At 69.0% G+C, this 13,856-nt stretch carries 15 protein-coding genes and 1 tRNA gene; 10 read left to right on the forward strand and 6 right to left on the reverse strand.

Features of this window, described 5'->3' with window-relative positions:
- Positions 1–127: 127 nt before the first annotated feature.
- A complete protein-coding gene (gene phoU, locus AB0395_RS19225) occupies positions 128–787 on the reverse strand; it encodes a phosphate signaling complex protein PhoU (RefSeq protein WP_366282266.1) in 660 nt (219 codons plus the stop codon).
- Positions 788–945: 158 nt separating this feature from the next.
- Between phoU and AB0395_RS19230 the strand changes: the two genes are divergently transcribed.
- Both AB0395_RS19230 and AB0395_RS19235 read left to right on the forward strand, forming a co-directional pair.
- On the forward strand, positions 946–2,124 hold the full coding sequence (locus AB0395_RS19230) for an ATP-binding protein (RefSeq protein WP_366282430.1): 1,179 nt from the start codon (positions 946–948) through the stop codon (positions 2,122–2,124).
- Entirely contained in the window at positions 2,121–2,810 is a 690-nt protein-coding gene (locus tag AB0395_RS19235) for a response regulator transcription factor (protein WP_271222000.1), read from the forward strand. Before AB0395_RS19230 ends, AB0395_RS19235 begins: the two co-directional genes overlap by 4 nt.
- 233 nt (positions 2,811–3,043) lie before the next feature.
- On the opposite strand, the gene AB0395_RS19240 is transcribed toward AB0395_RS19235, so the two are convergent.
- Positions 3,044–3,742, reverse strand: a complete 699-nt coding sequence (locus tag AB0395_RS19240) for a copper chaperone PCu(A)C (protein WP_366282268.1) — start codon at positions 3,740–3,742, stop codon at positions 3,044–3,046.
- 261 nt (positions 3,743–4,003) lie between these two features.
- On the opposite strand from AB0395_RS19240, the gene AB0395_RS19245 reads away from it, so the two are divergent.
- From AB0395_RS19245 to AB0395_RS19260, 4 genes are all read left to right on the forward strand, one after another.
- Positions 4,004–4,486 (forward strand): CarD family transcriptional regulator, encoded by a 483-nt coding sequence (locus AB0395_RS19245; RefSeq protein ID WP_012887713.1) that lies wholly within the window; start codon positions 4,004–4,006, stop codon positions 4,484–4,486.
- Positions 4,487–4,503: 17 nt separating this feature from the next.
- Positions 4,504–4,983, forward strand: a complete 480-nt coding sequence (gene ispF, locus AB0395_RS19250; protein WP_366282270.1) for a 2-C-methyl-D-erythritol 2,4-cyclodiphosphate synthase — start codon at positions 4,504–4,506, stop codon at positions 4,981–4,983.
- A 168-nt stretch (positions 4,984–5,151) separates the two neighbouring features.
- Positions 5,152–5,418, forward strand: coding sequence for a GlsB/YeaQ/YmgE family stress response membrane protein (locus tag AB0395_RS19255; protein ID WP_366282272.1), 267 nt, complete (start codon positions 5,152–5,154; stop codon positions 5,416–5,418).
- A 94-nt stretch (positions 5,419–5,512) separates the two neighbouring features.
- Positions 5,513–5,779, forward strand: a complete 267-nt coding sequence (locus AB0395_RS19260) for a GlsB/YeaQ/YmgE family stress response membrane protein (RefSeq protein WP_366282274.1) — start codon at positions 5,513–5,515, stop codon at positions 5,777–5,779.
- A gap of 637 nt (positions 5,780–6,416) precedes the next feature.
- Here the strand turns inward: AB0395_RS19260 and AB0395_RS19265 are convergent.
- A complete protein-coding gene (locus AB0395_RS19265) occupies positions 6,417–7,784 on the reverse strand; it encodes a hypothetical protein (protein ID WP_366282275.1) in 1,368 nt (455 codons plus the stop codon).
- Positions 7,785–7,851: 67 nt separating this feature from the next.
- On the opposite strand from AB0395_RS19265, the gene AB0395_RS19270 reads away from it, so the two are divergent.
- The 4 genes from AB0395_RS19270 to AB0395_RS19285 all read left to right on the forward strand — a co-directional run bounded on the left by AB0395_RS19270 (position 7,852) and on the right by AB0395_RS19285 (position 11,108).
- A complete protein-coding gene (locus tag AB0395_RS19270; protein ID WP_366282276.1) occupies positions 7,852–8,241 on the forward strand; it encodes a PPOX class F420-dependent oxidoreductase in 390 nt (129 codons plus the stop codon).
- A gap of 114 nt (positions 8,242–8,355) precedes the next feature.
- A complete protein-coding gene (gene cysS, locus AB0395_RS19275; protein ID WP_366282278.1) occupies positions 8,356–9,753 on the forward strand; it encodes a cysteine--tRNA ligase in 1,398 nt (465 codons plus the stop codon).
- A 23-nt stretch (positions 9,754–9,776) separates the two neighbouring features.
- The gene (gene rlmB / locus AB0395_RS19280; protein ID WP_366282279.1) at positions 9,777–10,745 is read left to right on the forward strand and encodes a 23S rRNA (guanosine(2251)-2'-O)-methyltransferase RlmB; all 969 of its coding nucleotides are present in this window, start codon (positions 9,777–9,779) and stop codon (positions 10,743–10,745) included.
- 290 nt (positions 10,746–11,035) lie between these two features.
- Positions 11,036–11,108 (forward strand) — tRNA-Thr (locus tag AB0395_RS19285).
- Between the two features lie 196 nt (positions 11,109–11,304).
- Here AB0395_RS19285 and AB0395_RS19290 read toward each other — a convergent pair.
- The 3 genes from AB0395_RS19290 to AB0395_RS19300 form a co-directional block, all read right to left on the reverse strand.
- The gene (locus AB0395_RS19290; protein WP_366282281.1) at positions 11,305–11,898 is read right to left on the reverse strand and encodes a TetR family transcriptional regulator; all 594 of its coding nucleotides are present in this window, start codon (positions 11,896–11,898) and stop codon (positions 11,305–11,307) included.
- On the reverse strand, positions 11,895–13,271 hold the full coding sequence (locus tag AB0395_RS19295) for a hypothetical protein (RefSeq protein ID WP_366282283.1): 1,377 nt from the start codon (positions 13,269–13,271) through the stop codon (positions 11,895–11,897). The genes AB0395_RS19290 and AB0395_RS19295 overlap by 4 nt, the downstream gene beginning before the upstream one ends.
- A gap of 376 nt (positions 13,272–13,647) precedes the next feature.
- On the reverse strand, positions 13,648–13,856 hold a 209-nt coding region (locus AB0395_RS19300), incomplete at its 5' end, for a tetratricopeptide repeat protein (RefSeq protein WP_366282284.1).

The following is a 13,856-nucleotide window of genomic DNA, read 5'->3' on the forward strand; positions in this document are numbered from 1 at the left end:
ACACCCTCAGATTCCTGGAGCCGGGACAGGTCGAGCACACCGGCGTCCGGGCCAGCGACGGGCCCCTTCCGTGTCTTCTTCCGTGTCTTTGCGGTCCTCGTTCGTTGCGTGGACCGTTCCGCGGATCTCAGACGAGGTCGGCGTCCGGCGTCCGCGAGCCGGTCACCAGGTAGACCACGTCACGGGCGACGCGGACCGCGTGGTCGGCGTAGCGCTCGTAGTAGCGGCCGATCAGCGTCACGTCGATGGCCGGCTCGACGCCGTACTTCCAGTCGGGGGCCATCAGGACCTTGAACAGCCTGCGGTGCAGCTTGTCCATCGCGTCGTCGTCGTCCTCGAGCTCCAGGGCCACGTCGACGTTACGCGAGGCGATGCAGCTGCCGGTCTTGGTGACCAGGCGCTCGGCGATCTGGCCCATCTCCACGATCGTGGAGCGGATCTCCGGGGGGATCGCGGAGTCGGGGTGCCGCAGCCGGGCCACCTTGGCCACGTGCTCGGCCAGGTCGCCCATCCGCTCCAGGTCGGTGCCCATCCGCAGGGCCGCGATGACCACCCGGAGGTCGACGGCCACCGGCTGCTGCGTGGCCATCAGGTCGAAGATCGACGTCTCGATCTCGGAGAAGACCCGGTCGACCTCCTCGTCGTGGGAGATGACGCTCTCCGCGAGCTGGAGGTCGGCGTCCAGGAGTGCGGTGGTGGCCCGGGAGATCGCCGATCTCACCAGCCGGGTCATCTCCACCAGTCGGCCCGTGAGGGCGTCGAGCTCATCATGGTAGGCGTCGCGCATGGCCTTCACCGTATGTGCGCAACAGTGAACGAACCTCGACCATAAAGTGAACTTTGCGGGAAAGGCCTTGGTCATGCCCCCATGAGCTGCCCCAACGGGGAAACCCCCGCCTACCATCGAGGTCGTGAAGCGGACAGGAGGAGCACGTGAGTGAACTGATGGCGAGTCTGGCCGCCCTGGCCGGGTTCGTCGTGGGGGCGCTGGCCGTGATGGTCGTCCGTCAGAGCGTGAGCCGAGGTGCTGCCGCGCCGGTGGACGAGAACGAGCCCGCTGCGCTGCCGCAGGGCGTCGCGTCGGTGCTGGCGGTCCTGCCGTCCTCGGCGGTCGTGCTCGACAAGGAGGACCGGGTGCTGCGAGCCAGTTCGGCCGCGCGGGCGTTCGGACTGGTGAGGGGCGAGAACCTGATGGCGGCCGAGCTGCTCGCGCTGGCCAGGCAGGTGCGCAGGGACGGCGAGATCCGGGAGAGCGAGATCGAGGTTGCGGGCCACAAGTTCGGCCAGGAGTCGACCAGCTTCGCCGTACGGGTCGCCCCGCTGGGATCGCACGGCCAGGTGCTGGTGCTGGCGGAGGACCAGACGGAGCATCGGCGTGTCGAGGCGGTACGCCGCGACTTCGTGGCCAACGTGAGCCACGAGCTCAAGACGCCGGTCGGCGCGCTCTCGCTACTGGCGGAGACCATCCAGGACGCCGCAGACGACCCGGAGGCCGTCACCCGCTTCGCGGGTCGCATGCAGCACGAGGCCGCCCGCCTCACCTACCTCGTCCAGGACCTCATCACGCTCTCCCGCATCCAGGGAGCCGAGCCCATCCCGACCCCCGGCCCCGTCCCCATCGATGAGGCCGTGCACGAGGCCATCGACCGCTGCAACACGACCGCGGCGTCCAAGGACATCACCCTCGTCGCCGGAGGGGCCGAGGGGCTGCGCATCTGGGGCGACGACGAGCTCCTCGTCACCGCGCTGCGCAACCTCATCGACAACGCGGTGGCCTACAGTCCCGAGCACACCCGTGTCGTGGTCAGCGCGCGCGCCGCGGGCGCCCACAGCGAGTCGGTCGAGATCAGCGTGAGCGACCAGGGAATCGGCATCCCGGAGAGCGCTCAGGAACGCATCTTCGAGCGGTTCTTCCGCGTCGACGCCGCCCGCTCCCGGGCGACCGGCGGCACCGGACTCGGCCTGGCCATCGTCAAACACGTCGCCGCCGCCCACAACGGCACGGTGACGGTGTGGAGCAAGGAAGGCTCGGGCTCCACCTTCACTCTTCGCCTGCCCGCCTTCGGCGGCACGGCGGTAGCAGTACCCGGTACCACCACGACCCCCTTGGAGGCCGCGCAGTGACTCGCGTGCTTGTTGTCGAGGACGAGGAGTCCTTCTCGGATGCCCTTTCGTACATGCTGCGCAAGGAGGGGTTCGAGGTCGCGGTAGCGGCCACGGGGCCCGAGGCGCTCGACACCTTCGACCGCAACGGCGCGGACCTGGTGCTGCTGGACCTGATGCTGCCGGGCCTGCCGGGCACCGAGGTCTGCCGTTCCCTCCGCCAGCGCTCCAACGTTCCCGTGATCATGCTCACCGCCAAGGACAGCGAGATCGACAAGGTCGTGGGGCTTGAGCTGGGCGCCGACGACTACGTGACCAAGCCGTTCTCCTCGAGGGAGCTGGTCGCCCGCATCCGCGCGGTGCTGCGGCGCCAGGGAGACGTGGAGGAGCTGGAGTCGGCCGTCCTTGCGGCCGGGCCCGTCAGGATGGACGTCGACCGGCACATCGTCGCGGTCCGCGGCGACCAGGTGCAGCTCCCGCTGAAGGAGTTCGAGCTGCTGGAGGTCCTGCTGCGCAACGCGGGACGGGTGCTCACCAGGGGCCAGCTCATCGACCGCGTCTGGGGCGCCGACTACGTCGGTGACACCAAGACCCTGGACGTGCACGTCAAGCGGCTGCGCGCCAAGGTCGAGGCCGATCCCTCCAACCCGCGCTGCATCCTCACCGTCCGCGGCCTCGGCTACAAGTTCGACCCCGCCGAGGACTGACCCGGCGCGGGCCTCCTCGGGAGGCCTCAGGGGCTCCTGGACGCAGGGAGACGTTCCCTGCCCGGCGCGGGCCGGGGCCTGCGCGACAGGGGCTCCTGGAGGCATCTTGCGGGCACTCGAACACAGCGAAGGGGGTGTACGGCCCGCACGGGCCGTACACCCCCTTCGTCGTGTTCACATGTGTTCTGCGTCCGGGGGCCTGTCCCGTCACGGGAAAGGCCCCCGGTGAAGGACTAGTGACCGCCCTCGCCCTGCGCGGCCGAGGTGGACGGAGCGGGGCTGGACTCGGACGTCGCGGCGCTCGGTGTCGGGGCGGCAGACTCGGTCGGCATCGGGGCGGCGGCCTCGGTCGGCGTCGGGGCCGCCGGATCGTCCGTGGCGGCGATCGGTGTCGGGGACGTCGCGGGGGCCGCGGACGGGGCCGGGGCCTGCGGGAGGTCGCCGAACTCGCGGCTGCGGGTGATGACCGGGATCGTCAGCGGGACGATGCCCGCTCTCTCGAACTGCAGCTGCACCGAGATGCTCTCGCCGCCGCTGAGCGGCTTCTTCAGGCCGTCGATCACGATCGTCGGCGCCGGCTTGCCGACGTTGACCCGCAGCTCGGTCGGCAGGTCGACCGGGGCGGCGACCTTGGCGGTGCCGAGGGCCGGGTCGACGCCGAGGCCGACGAGCTTGTCCGTCCCCTGGTTGGTGTTCACCAGCGACAGATAGAGCGGCACCGCGCCGCCCTCCGCCAGCTTCGAGCCGGAGTCGGGGCCCAGGAAGAACGCCTGGGAGATGGCGATCCCCTTCACGTTGGCGCTCAGGGCCTCGGTCGGGGTGTAGGGCTTGTTGGTGATCGCGTCCGACCCGGCACCGCAGCCGGCCAGGACCGGAGCGGCTGCGAGGAACGCGGCGGCGGCGATCGCCCAGTGACGGCTCTTGCGGGTCACGGTGCGGGTTCTCCTTGTCACACTAGAGGCAGGGCAGAGCCAACCCTATCCGTGGACTTAGCCGGGTTTTCCGGCGCCCCGCCCCGTCGCCGAGAGGCGGGGAACGCAGGTCATGAGGGCTTTTCATACCCTTGATTCATAGAGTTGAACGCTTGTCAAGCCTTAAAATGCGGCTTTGACCTGCAGTTATGGTGATTTCACTGTTCCGGGAGGCTGTGGATACGTGGTACTCTTGAGTACAGCGGAAGGGGTACTTGTCACATGACTTTCCAGGTCGGCGACACTGTCGTCTACCCCCACCACGGGGCTGCTCGGATCGAGGCCATCACGACCCGAACCATCAAAGGTGAGGAAAGGACCTACCTGGTTCTCAAGGTCGACAAGGGCGACCTTACCGTCCAGGTGCCGGCTGACAACGCTGAACTCGTAGGTGTTCGCGATGTCGTTGGCCAGGAGGGCCTTGAGCGCGTCTTCGACGTGCTTCGCATGCCTCACACCGAAGAGCCCACGAACTGGTCCCGCCGCTACAAGGCCAACCTGGAGAAGTTGGCGTCCGGTGACGTCAACAAGGTGGCCGAGGTCGTTCGCGACCTGTGGCGACGTGACAAGGAGCGCGGGCTCTCCGCAGGAGAGAAGCGCATGCTTGCGAAGGCACGGCAGATCCTGGTCAGTGAGCTCGCGCTCGCCGAGAAGACCAACGAGGACAAGGCCGAGGCCCTGCTCGACGAGGTTCTCAACTCCTGAACACAACATTTCCGCGGGTGGGCGTCGGGGTCGACGTCCACCCGTTCGCATCCGGCCGCGAGTTGCACCTCGCGGGACTTCACTGGCCCGGTGAGACAGGCTTGGCCGGCCATTCGGACGGTGACGCCGCCGCCCATGCCGCCTGTGACGCGCTGCTGTCCGCCGCCGGTCTCGGCGACCTCGGCGGCCTGTTCGGCACCTCCGATCCGCGCTGGGCGGGTGCCTCAGGCACCGCCCTGCTCGAGGAGACCGCCAGGAAGATACGTGCCGCGGGCTTCGAGATCGGCAACGTGGCCGTCCAGGTAATCGGGAATCGCCCCAAGATGGCGCCTCGCCGTACGGAGGCGGAGAAGGCGCTCAGCGCCGCCGTCGGGGCGCCCGTGAGCGTCAGCGCGACCACGACGGACGGCCTGGGCCTCACGGGGCGCGGAGAGGGCGTCGCGGCCATCGCGACCGCGATCGTGGTGAACCTTAATCCGGGGCCGGGCGTCTCCTAATACGGAACGCGAAAGCGCTCCGGCGGGCGGCGCGGATGCCCGTCGTCGCATTTGAGGCGGTGGCCCGTTTACTGGCGCGGTACGGGCCACCCCTTTTTTCGGAATGACGGATGAATGTTCCGGGTAGCTCCCTATTGACACCATGTCTCTTCATCGGGGGAGCCGGACATGATTGGCTCGATTATCGCCGCGATCGTCATCGGTGCCGTCATCGGCGCCCTGGCCCGTCTCATCGTTCCTGGGCGGCAGAACTTCTCGATAGGGCTGACGCTCATCGTGGGCATCGTCGCGGCGCTCATCGGCACCGCCATCGCGGCGGCGCTCGGACTCACCAACACCAAGGGCATCAACTGGTGGGAGCACATCATCCAGCTCGCGCTCGCGGTGATCGGGGTGCTGCTGGTGGTCCAGATGCGTGCGAAGAAGACACACTGATCCCGAAAATTTGCCGTCTCCAGGAATATCCCTGACGCAGGGGGTAGCCATCTCCCCGTGAGCGTGAAGGTCACCTCACTGGGAGGTTCACGATATGACCATCGCATCCATCCTCGGGGCCATCGTCATCGGTGCCGTCATCGGCGCCATCGGTCGTCTCCTGCTTCCCGGTAGGCAGGCGATCGGATGGGTTCTGACCGTTGTGGTCGGCATCGTCGCGGCGCTCATCGGCACCGCCATCGCCCAGGTCCTCGGCGTCGCGACCACGAACGGCATCGACTGGATCGAACTCGTCATGCAGATCGTCCTGGCCGTCATCGGTGTCGGCCTGGTCGCGGGCATGAAGCGCTCCAGGGTCTAGACGCGGCACGGAAGTCCGGGTGACCGGTGGGGGCCGCTCTCCTCGGCCCTCAGGCCCCAGGCCTTCGAGCTCTGGCGCGCAGGGATGGGTGAGGTGGGAGGCCTGCCGTCACCTCGTTCCGCGAGACGTTCCAGAGACCAAGTAGACGTTCGAGGAAGGCCCGCCCGGTTTCACACGGCACACCGGGCGGGCCCGTGCCGTTCCGGATCGGTTCGCCGAAGCGCCGGCTTTCCGCCGGTGCCCAGAACCGCCCCCGGCCGGTCCCGCGCGGGGCCGGAGGCAAGCAGATCGCCGGTCCGCAGCGGGGCGCCGCTCACCTGGTTGTGAGTGAAAGCTGCGGGCCGGTGCGCCGTCGGCCGCCAGGCCCGGTGCGCCATCCGTCCGGTCCGTCCGGCCCGTCCGTGTCGGCTCAGTGTCGGCTCAGTGTCGGCTCAGTGTCGGCCCAGTGTCGGCCCAGTGTCGGCCCGTCCGGGCCGGGCTCACCCGGCTCGCGAGAGCCAGGCCGCCCATGTGGCCCTGAGACCGGGCCAGCTCCTCCCAGGCCCCGGAGCTGGCCCACTCTCCTCCGCGTGGGTCCGGCGGGCGCTCTGGTGGACGCCACGGGCGATGCTCCGGGTGAGGCCTCCCCGGGGAGGGCCTACTCCTGCGGTGGCGTCGGAGTGCTGCGCATGCGCCCGGAGGGCGGGGCCGCGCTTCTCCTGCCATCCGTTTCATCCGCCCCCTCGCCATCCGCTTCGCTGCGGGCCGTGTCCTCTCCGGCCCCTTTCTCCTCCGCGCCGGCCTCGGCCTCGGTGCCGGCGGCGGGTTCGGTGTCGGCGGCCTCGTGGACGGGATCGGGCACCCTGGCCGGGGTCCGCGCTGTTCTTGAGGTCACGGCGGGGGAAGGGGCGTCGGTCATCACCATGATCGGCTGGGTGTCCGCGTCGCGGTCGCCGACCTCGGGCCGCTCCTCCCGTTCCTCCCGCTCGCCGCGTTCGTCCTGTTCGCCGTCTTCGTTCTGCGGTGCCTGCTGGGCGTCCGTGCTCGCGTCCCAGGTCTCCACCCGCTCGCTGACCCGGCCCTCCGGCTCCCGTACGGCGGGGCGAGGCGGATGGACGAGCAGATCGCCGTGGTGGGGCCGGACCAGGTCCCCCCAGCGCAGGGGCCTGTCCTGGGTCACGGGAGCGGGGGCCTGCGGAGGCTCGGCCGCCTCGGAGAGGCCGGGGATCTCGGTGATCTCAGGTGTCTCCGGTGCGGCCGTCGGGCCGACGACGGGGGCGGCGGCGGGGAGGTCGTGGTGCGGCACGGACTCCAGCGGAGGAGCCGCCTGCGGGTCCAGCACCACCTCGGACGGCTGGTGGTGCACCGGCTGCGTCAGGTGGTCCAGGTCGGCGGGGGGCGCCTGCCGGGGGACGGAGCCGCGGCGAACGGGGAGACGGGCGTCGCCGGACCGGACGGGGTACTCCGCGGTCGGTAGGTCGGCGTCGGGGAACGGCACGATGTCGTGGTCACGGCTCGCGGCCGCGGCATCGGCCGCGGCCCGCCGTGCGGCGGCGTGGTTGATCAGCAGCAGCCAGAGCCACAGGGCCAGCAGCAGCGTCACCCAGGGGGCGACGGCGACGACGACGGCGGCTCGCCGTACGTCCAGCGTCGCTCGCACCGCGGTGGCGACCTCGGCGGCGACGGCGGCGGCGAACAGCAGGATCAGGACCACGCCCGCCTGCAGCCGCACCGGCCAGCGCCCGCCTCGCAGTAGCAACACGGCGATCAGCGCGATGGCGAGCAGCGCGTCGAAGGCCGCCGGATAGAGGTAGGCGAGGCCTGGGGGGGCCTCGCCGACGATGGCGAGGGCACGCAGGTCCTCGAAGGAGAGCACGCATGCGGCCGCGGTGAGCGCGGCCACGCCGACTCCGACGAGCGCGATCCCGGCGCGGCGCAGCGCGACGGTCACCCGGCTCTGCTGGGCGGGAGGGGTCGAGGACGGGCGGGAGGCGGTGCCTGCCGCCGCGGGGGAATTCACGTCCATGGCGCTTCGAGCCTACAGAATCGGCACCTGGCATGATCGGTGCACCGAAGCAGGATGAGGAGGAAAGTTGACCGAACTGTCCAGCGATGTGCGCGCGCTCTTCGACGCGGCGAACTTCGCCACGGTGACGAGCCTGAACGCCGACGGCAGCCCGCAGGCCAGCGTGGTCTGGGCCAAGACCGACGGCGACGACATCGTGTTCTCCACGGCCAGGGGGCGGCGCAAGGACCGGAACTTCGCCCGCGACCCCAGGACGACGATCGTGGTGATCGACCACGCGAACCCCTACCGCTACGCGGAGGTGCGCGGGACGGTCACGGTGACCGAGGACCCGACCGGCGCGCTCATCCAGGAACTGTCGCACAAGTACACCGGCAAGTCCTGGGTCGAGGCGCACCCGGAAGTACGGCGGCTGATCGTCCGGGTCATTCCCGAGCGGGTCTATGTGCATGGCTGATCCGGAATGAGCGACGGCGGTATTCGCACTCGTTGTTATAAAAAGTGCTACTGGGCAACCTCAACGTCTCGTAACCCGGCTTGTGAGGTGAGGTAAGGCGTTAGCCTTGCCTCCGTGAGCCTGCAGCTATACGACACCAGCGTACGTACGGTCCGCGAGTTCGTTCCGGTCGAGTCCGGCCGGGCGTCGATCTACCTGTGTGGTGCCACCGTGCAGGCTCCCCCGCATATCGGGCACATCCGCTCCGGCGTCAACTTCGACGTGTTGCGCCGGTGGATGACTCGTTCGGGCTACGAGGTGACGTTCTGCCGAAACGTCACCGACATCGACGACAAGATCATCCGGGTGGCGGCTGCCGAGGGCGTGCCGTGGTTCGTCATCGCCGAACGCAACCAGCGCGCCTTCACCTGGGCCTACCAGGTGCTCGGCTGCCTGCCGCCGACCGTCGAGCCGAGGGCGACCGGCCATGTGCCCGAGATGATCGAGCTGATGGAGCGGCTCATCGCGGCCGGTCACGCCTACGCCGTCGACGGCGACGTCTACTTCGACGTCATGTCCTACGCCGACCGGTACGGCTCGCTGTCCAACCAGAAGCTCGAGAACCTCAGGGCGGCGGGCGACACCGACAGCGACTCGGCCAAGCGGGACCCGCGTGACTTCGCGCTGTGGAAGGGCGAGAAGCCCGGCGAGCCGACCTGGCCGACCCCGTGGGGGCGCGGCCGCCCCGGCTGGCACCTCGAGTGCTCCGCCATGGCGACCAAGTACCTCGGCCCGACCTTCGACATCCACGGCGGCGGCGTCGACCTGATCTTCCCGCACCACGAGAACGAGCTGACCCAGTCCCAGGCGGCGGGCGACGGCTTCGCGCGTTACTGGATGCACAACGGGATGCTCAAGATCGGCGCGGAGAAGATGAGCAAGTCGCTCGGCAACTCCCTGCTGATCCCCGAGGTGACCAAGAAGGTCCGGCCCGTCGAGCTGCGTTACTACCTGGCGGCCCCGCATTACCGCTCCGCGATCGAGTACTCCGAGGAGGCGCTGGGCGAGGCCGCCTCGGCGTACCAGCGCATCGAGGGGTTCGTCACCAGGGCGGCCGAGGTGATCCACGACGTGGACGCGCACGCGCCGCTGCCCCAGGCGTTCGTGGACGCCCTCGACGACGACCTGGGCACTCCGCAGGCGCTGGCCGTCGTGCACGAGGTGGTCAAGGAGGGCAACGTCGCGCTGGCCCAGGGCAACAAGGAGCAGGTCGCCAGGCTGCTGGCCGAGACGCAGAACATGCTCGACGTGCTCGGCCTCGACCCGCGCTCCGAGCAGTGGCGCTCCTCGGGCGAGGAGTCCGGCCTGCGCTCGACCGTGGACGCGCTGGTCGGCGTCGCCCTTGAGCAGCGCCAGGCGGCCAGGGCCCGCAAGGACTTCGCGGCGGCCGACGGCATCCGTGACCAGCTCGCCCAGGCAGGCATCCTCGTCGAGGACACCGCCCAGGGACCTCGCTGGGAACTTTCGCGGTAGAAGCAGGCCGTACCCTAGACAGCATGGCTGGTGGCGGTAGAGGGTCCGGGCGACCCGCGAAGAAGAAGACTCCGACCAAGGGCACCGGCGGCAACGTCCGCCGCGGTCTTGAGGGCAAAGGAGCCACCCCGCCGGCGCACATGCGGCACTGGCACAAGGACAAGGCCAGGACGGAGCGGATCGAGCGGGAGGAGAGGACCGGAAGGCCCTCCTCCCCGCGGACCCAGACCCGCGCCAGGCGGAGCGAGGACGCCCCCGAGTACATCGGTGGCCGTAACCCCGTCCTGGAGGCGCTGCGGGCGGGCGTGCCCGCGACCGCGCTGTACGTCGCCCTGCGCATCGACAACGACGACCGGGTCAAGGAGAGTGTCCGGATCGCCGCCGACCGCGGCATCGCGATGCTGGAGGTCGGCAGGGAGAAGCTGGACCGGCTCACCGAGGGGGCGATCCACCAGGGCGTGGCCCTGCAGATCCCGGCGTACGAGTACGCACACCCCGAGGATCTCGTCCGCATCGCTCAGGACGCCGCTGAGGTGCCGCTGATCGTCGCGCTCGACGGTGTCACCGACCCGCGCAACCTCGGGGCCATCGCCCGTTCCGCGACCGCCTTCGGCGCGCACGGCCTGCTCGTCCCCTCCCGCCGTTCGGCCGGAGTGACCGGCGGGGCCTGGAAGACCTCGGCGGGCACGCTGGCCAACCTGACCGTCGCCCGCGCGGCCAACCTGACCGCGACCCTGCGCGAGTACCGCGAGGCGGGCCTGTTCGTCGTTGGCCTCGACGGTGAGGGCACCGTGGAGATCGGCGAGAGCAACCTCCTCGACGGCCCACTGGTCGTCGTCGTCGGCTCGGAGGGCAAGGGTCTGTCCCGTCTGGTCGGCGAATCCTGCGACCTGGTCGTCCGCATCCCGATGAACGCCGCGGCCGAGTCGCTCAACGCGGGCGTCGCGGCGGGCATCGCCCTGTACGAGGTCGCCCGCCACCGTCGCCGCTAGGGGGGCTGTGGGCCCGTCCAGGCCAGGCCGTCCGGCGAGCGCCCACACCCCTCCAGCCCGAGGGCGACGGCAGGGGGTACGGCGATCTGTCGTGTGCCCTGAACGTGGCGATGTGACGACCCGTCGCGCACCTCGCCCCCCGCTCCAGCCGGTGTACGGCACGGCCTCCGAGCTGTGACGCGTCATCTGGAGATCCCACCACAGCAGGATTCATGCGACAGGAACCGGCGTTTGGTGCTGCCGCCGGTGACGCCTGGGGCGTAAGCCGACTACACTCATCAGATGACCATGCCGACGTAGCTCAATCGGCAGAGCAACAGTCTTGTAAACTGTAGGTCAGGGGTTCGATTCCCCTCGTCGGCTCGTAGACGAAAAGCCAGGTCATCCGGCATCCGGAGACCTGGCTTTTTGCTGTTCAGCGGAACTTTACGATCTTCCGTGCCCGTTGTGTGCCCGATGGCTTTCCGTGCCCGTCGGCTCGCGCCTTCTTGATCGAGGAGTCCGTAGGCATGGCCGTGCTACGCCGACCACCTCAAGACCGAAGGCTGTCATGTCAGCTCTAGTTCACAGAGCTCTCTAGATGGGCGAGCGCACTGTCCAACAGCGCCGGGGCGTCCATCTCCGGGTCCTTGGCCCAGTCCAGCCAGACCGACAGCAGGATGCCGAACACCGCGCCTGCGACAGCCCGCACTCGGTCGTCGTGTTGCGGATGGCCGAGCCTGGCTGCGACCAGTTCGGTGAGCGTCTGCTTGGTCCTGGTGATGTTGGCGAGGCTGGCCGCCCACAGCGAGGGGACGCTGAGTACCAGCGCCTGGCGCTCCCGCTTCGCGGTGACCTCTGTGTCGGTCAGATCGGTGAACACGGCCTGGAAGGCGTTGCGCAGCGCCGACACCGGACCGAGTTCCGGCGGCTGGGCCGCGCACGCCTCGGCGATGAGGGTGTCGTAGTCATCGAAGGTGACCAACGCCTCCTTGGTCGGGAAGTAGCGGAACACCGTCCGGTGCGAGACGTCGGCCGCTTGGGCGATCTGCTCGACGCTGGTGGCGTCGTAACCCTGCTCACGGAACAGGCGCAGCGCATGCCGCTGAATGGCGGCGCGAGTGCCGGCCTTCTTGCGTTCCCGCAGTCCGGGCTGCTCGGAATCTGACATCATGCGAAATCCTTCAGCGGGATGACCGTCCGATACTTTCCGCCGGGGGATTGCTGCGGTGGCTCCTCAGCGCGTTCCAGGATGACATGGTCCAGCTTGTGGTCGGCGAGCAGGCCGCCGATCCCGTCACGCACCGCCCGCCACACCGTTTCCGGGTCCGCCCCAGGCAAGGGCCGCATCCGTATGCGCAGGCTCGCCGGGCTGGTTTGGACGATCTGGTAGAGCTGTACTCCAGGTGTGCGGTCCACCAGGGTGTTGAGCATCAGCGGCGCGATGACGACCTCGCCCCGTCCGGTGGTGAACGTGAGTACGTTGGCCACGCGTCCCTGTACCCGTATGGCTGGCAGGGGGTTGCCGCACGGACACGGGTCAGGCCGTTGTAAGACGCTGTCGCCGAGGTCATAGCGCAGGATCGGCTGGACTTGGTTGGCCAGATTGGTCACCAGAACGGTGTGGGATGGCCTGCCCGGCGGGGTCGGGGAGTAGTCGGCTTCGACCGGTTCGACCAGGGCCCAGTCGCTGTTGACGTGATACCAACCGTACGCGCAGCCCTCGGTGAGGAAGGGACACTCGCTGGCGCCGTAGGTGTCGCGTACCTTGGCTTCGAAGGCGCGGGCCATCCGCGCGTAGTCATCGCTGGTCAGCGTCTCGCCGGCGGGTTCAACCACTACCGGCGCGATGTGCAGCCGTCCCGACTCTTGCTCGGCGGCGAGCATGCTAAGGACGCTGCCGTATCCGAGCAGGAGGGCGGGGCGGAACCGGTTGAGCGCCTCGACCAGTGCGCCGAGAGGGGTGTGCACGGAGAAGAGGCGGATGGCCTTGCGCTGTAGCCGGTGTGCGCGCATGCGGGCGGCGCCGGCCGAGACCAGGAAATGGCCGTTTGTCGCGGCCACGATGGCCATCCGTCCGCCGCCTGCCACAATCCGGGTGATGTCGGCGAGGTCTAGCCAGGACCCCATCATCTGCATGCTGAGGGCGTAGTTGACGGCGATGTCCCGATCGTCCTTGACGAAGATCGCGGGGTTTCCCGTGGTGCCTGAGGTGGTGACCAGCAGGTATCGGTCGAGGAACCGTCCACCTACCAGTTGCGGATCTGCGGCGAAGGCGCGCGCCCGTGCCAGCGTTACCTCGCGGTCGGTGGCCCAATGGTCGTAGTGCGCCATCAGCGCCTTCTTATCGGTGACGGGCAGCGATGCAGAGTCGTCGACGTCCGGAGGCAGGCCGCTGTAGAGATCGCGGTAGTAGGGCGAGCAGGTGCGGGCGTGCTCGACGATCTCGGCGAGCCTCCGTCGCTGGACTGCCACCCACTCGTGGCGCTTTCTGGCGCGGCGTGCGTCTTGCAGCAGCTGTGGAACGCTTTCCTTCATGCCGAACATTATGTCACTCTAATGTCAAATGTTAGTCTGATGACACATTTTTCTGTCCGGGGAGTCACGGGAGGCCATGCTCTCGATCCCGGCGGCCCTGCTGAAGGGGTCAGTCGGCCGGGTTGCAGTGCCCGTTGCGTGCCCGTTGCGTGCCCGTTGCGTGCCCGTCAGGAGAGTGAACAAGGGGGAATCGCGGGGACTCACGGACACAACGAGACCGCCGCTGGCCGTGGCCGCACCGCCCACCCGCCGTAACCGATGTGATGCGCCGACCTGTGCAACACGCCGCCGCACTGCTTTCGCTCTCACGATCGCCTGACTGTGGCACTTCACCGTTGATGGCCTAGGCGATCGGTGAGCCGTGGCTTCGTCCCTCAGCCACGGCTCACCGAATGCCTCGGGCGATGTCGCGGTTCCCGCGCACGACCTCTGTGAGCGGATGCGTCGGCCCCAGGATTCGGATGGCGTCGGTGAGGGTTTGCTCGTATAGCGGGATGGCCCGCTCTAGATCTCCTGCTGATTCGTAGGCGCCCGCGAGGTTGTTGCGGCTGGTCAGGATGTTGGGGTGGTCGGCGCTCAGGACCCGCGTCCGGT

Source organism: Streptosporangium sp. NPDC051023 (assembly GCF_040689595.1).
Classification (GTDB): domain Bacteria; phylum Actinomycetota; class Actinomycetes; order Streptosporangiales; family Streptosporangiaceae; genus Streptosporangium.

What these genes read in the sequence shown, in the direction of transcription:
- AB0395_RS19230 (WP_366282430.1), top strand. Translation starts at nt 946, where the DNA reads ATGGCGAGTCTGGCCGCCCTGGCCGGGTTCGTCGTGGGGGCGCTGGCC.
- AB0395_RS19290 (WP_366282281.1), bottom strand. Translation starts at nt 11,898, where the DNA reads ATGATGTCAGATTCCGAGCAGCCCGGACTGCGGGAACGCAAGAAGGCC.
- rlmB (WP_366282279.1), top strand. Translation starts at nt 9,777, where the DNA reads ATGGCTGGTGGCGGTAGAGGGTCCGGGCGACCCGCGAAGAAGAAGACT.
- phoU (WP_366282266.1), bottom strand. Translation starts at nt 787, where the DNA reads ATGCGCGACGCCTACCATGATGAGCTCGACGCCCTCACGGGCCGACTG.
- AB0395_RS19255 (WP_366282272.1), top strand. Translation starts at nt 5,152, where the DNA reads ATGATTGGCTCGATTATCGCCGCGATCGTCATCGGTGCCGTCATCGGC.
- AB0395_RS19260 (WP_366282274.1), top strand. Translation starts at nt 5,513, where the DNA reads ATGACCATCGCATCCATCCTCGGGGCCATCGTCATCGGTGCCGTCATC.
- AB0395_RS19265 (WP_366282275.1), bottom strand. Translation starts at nt 7,784, where the DNA reads ATGGACGTGAATTCCCCCGCGGCGGCAGGCACCGCCTCCCGCCCGTCC.
- AB0395_RS19245 (WP_012887713.1), top strand. Translation starts at nt 4,004, where the DNA reads ATGACTTTCCAGGTCGGCGACACTGTCGTCTACCCCCACCACGGGGCT.
- AB0395_RS19295 (WP_366282283.1), bottom strand. Translation starts at nt 13,271, where the DNA reads ATGTTCGGCATGAAGGAAAGCGTTCCACAGCTGCTGCAAGACGCACGC.